This is a genomic window from Vibrio sp. IB15, assembly GCF_016406055.1.
Lineage (GTDB): Bacteria > Pseudomonadota > Gammaproteobacteria > Enterobacterales > Vibrionaceae > Vibrio > Vibrio chagasii.
In genome coordinates this window covers 1-2,536 of the sequence record NZ_JAEFCE010000126.1, presented here as the reverse complement: position 1 = coordinate 2,536, position 2,536 = coordinate 1, and the positions used below count along the sequence as shown (strand labels likewise).

Sequence of the window (2,536 nt, the reverse complement as noted above, 5' to 3'; positions counted from 1 at the left end):
TTAGCCATGACTGGCTTAATTATAAGCAGATACACAATTTAAATTACAGGCTCCAAAGACGTGTTGGAAACAACGAACACCAGGTCATAAATATCTCGTTTCGATATGTATTATTATTTATATAATATTATCACTGTAAACTCTGCTTATTGTGTTGTGTTCTCTCGCCCACTTTCTCAACTTCTGGAAGTGTTTTATTTCACTTTGCCATAGCATAAAGGTTATCCAAGAATCTTTGTGTTCTCTTCACACTAACCGATAATTATCAAAGTGTTCTTAATTTGTATGAGTTAATTTGCGTTTTAAGCATATTGGCTATTGCTTTGCTGTAATGCACGACTTCTTCCTCTGTTCTACTTTCTTCAGAAAATTGTTTACCAAAGCTAGTAACAATTCTTACTAATAGATCTTCGATGAATTCTAACGATTCCGAGCAAGAGTTAGGCATCAACTCATTGATAAATGGTTTAATATTTATCCTAGTGTTGGCCTTAGCAACGTAAAAATCTTCGGTCTTTCGGTAGAATGGTGATGCATCAACCAATGCTTTGCGAATGTCAGACTCATCGCATTCCGATTGTATAAAGGAACGGATAGCAGTATCTAACCTTTCTAATGGTGCTATTTCGTTGTTTTCTAATATTCTTTGAATAAGTTGCTGGTTTTTTTTCCACTCATCAATTTGCAATTGGAATAAGATAGAAGCTTTATTAGGAAAATATTGATAAAGGGACCCAATACTAATTCCAGCTCTTTCTGCCACTCTTAATGTCGTAAATCGTCTGATACCCTCCTCTGTCAAAACCTGAGTAGCCGCTTCCAATATAGCGGAAAACAATGTCTTAGAACGCCCTTGTTTTGGGGTTTTTCTGCAATTAATACAACCACTTATACTTTTACTCATTAGCTTGCCCCTGTATGCGAATATCAAATGCGAGCATTTAATCGTATTCTATCTTTACAGCAATAACCAGAAGTTTGAGAGAAAATACATGGCTAGGATTTATACTTTTTTTTTCCATTTGAGTGCTCGAAAAGAGTGGCTACAACTGAGTCGTAATGATCGTAACTCTTATTTTGCACAACTAAATCACGACGTATTCGCAAAGTATCCAGGTGTGCATATTCGGTTATTTGACGCAGAGGCATTCACCGCATGTTGTAGTGATATTGTGATGTTCGAAACTGAAGATATACAAAGTTACTATTTTCTTGTTGAAGAGTTGAGAGACAGAAAAATATATACAAAGCCCTATTTTGACGTTATTTCAATTTTTCCTGCTATCGAAAATGGATTTCTTGAGTTTGAAGGTGCTAATTGATAAAGGCTTGGATTGAATCTAATCTCGGTATCAGTTTCTCTGCGACGAATATGTTCAGAACTGTTACATTTGGTACTTTCATGCTTGAAACTATCCATAATCGCTCATATCATCCATCGTAAGAGGCGATGGCAGTTTGTAATTTTGAGTACTAAAAGTTATCCGTTACAAGCTAATTTAGCCACCGTAATCACTAAAACCAACTTGCACACTAAAGTCGGCTAGCGTTACGAGTCCACTTGAAGCGTTTGTTATAAGCGTGGTGAAGAGTAGTACAGACCTATTTCACGAAACTCAGAGCAGTATCTAAACAGTTAAAGTCTTGAATACGCTGGTAATGATTTACTCTACCACCGTCAATCACTACATTAACAGCTAACTCTTTACACGCTTCTAAGTCCCATTCTGCATCACCAAAATAGGTAACAGGATAGTTATCAATTTGGTTGATTGTTGATTTTGCCAACTCCATAATTTTGATACGAGAGTAGTGATCATTTGATGACATAATCGCTAGTTTCTCAGTTTCAAAACCAGCTGATTCCAACTTTATCTTAGCTGTTTCTCCCCACCCACCTGTAGCAATAGAAACAACATATTCGTCACTGTCTAACAGATATGATACAAATTTTTTGGCCCCGGATACTTCTTGGGTAGGTGATGTTTTAACCGATTGCTGAACATTACGGATAAAAATAGGCTTAACGAGACTCTCTAATTCAGCTAGAGAATATTTGAGGCCTTGTTGCTCAATAAAGGTTTTTAATATTCCTCTATCTGTGACAAAGGGATAACTACCCCAATCTGTAGATATTTCAAGCCCTGTAGTTTCTCGCACAGCATCAACAAAACACTGTTCATCCATTGCATATGACTGTAGTAGTGTTCCATCAATATCTAGCATTACATGATGTTTCATTTAATTCCCTTTAAGCTTATAACGCTTTGTAGACGGACTTTTTCTGTCTTTGCATTCCGTCTATGTTGCTGCCATTCATTATGAAACTCAACTAGTATCAACCTGTTATGTGAATCGGTATATAGTTGCGGGGTCGAATTACGGAAAAATTCCGTATAAGAGAGCAAAGTACGGATTAGTTCAACTTGGTCTATTGGTGCACTGCTCAGGTGTTCCGTTTGCAGGTTCTGTGAAGATTTGGGGGCAAAAATCATTTAGACCGAATACTCTAAATCGTGTGATCACCAAGCGATTC

General features: G+C 36.9%; 3 protein-coding genes. 1 reads left to right on the top strand and 2 read right to left on the bottom strand.

Translation table 11 applies throughout. The features are described 5' to 3' along the window. Positions 1-265: 265 nt before the first annotated feature. A complete protein-coding gene (locus JC606_RS22975) occupies positions 266-904 on the bottom strand; it encodes a TetR family transcriptional regulator (protein ID WP_198779525.1) in 639 nt (212 codons plus the stop codon). Positions 905-992: 88 nt separating this feature from the next. Between JC606_RS22975 and JC606_RS22970 the strand changes: the two genes are divergently transcribed. Further along, positions 993-1,322 (top strand): darcynin family protein, encoded by a 330-nt coding sequence (locus tag JC606_RS22970; RefSeq protein ID WP_198779524.1) that lies wholly within the window; start codon positions 993-995, stop codon positions 1,320-1,322. Positions 1,323-1,602: 280 nt separating this feature from the next. Here the strand turns inward: JC606_RS22970 and JC606_RS22965 are convergent, their stop codons facing one another. Then, positions 1,603-2,241, bottom strand: coding sequence for an HAD family hydrolase (locus JC606_RS22965; RefSeq protein ID WP_198779523.1), 639 nt, complete (start codon positions 2,239-2,241; stop codon positions 1,603-1,605). Positions 2,242-2,536 lie beyond the last annotated feature (295 nt).

Coding starts and splice junctions, on each gene's coding strand:
- JC606_RS22975 (WP_198779525.1), bottom strand. CDS start 904: ATGAGTAAAAGTATAAGTGGTTGTATTAATTGCAGAAAAACCCCAAAA.
- JC606_RS22970 (WP_198779524.1), top strand. CDS start 993: ATGGCTAGGATTTATACTTTTTTTTTCCATTTGAGTGCTCGAAAAGAG.
- JC606_RS22965 (WP_198779523.1), bottom strand. CDS start 2,241: ATGAAACATCATGTAATGCTAGATATTGATGGAACACTACTACAGTCA.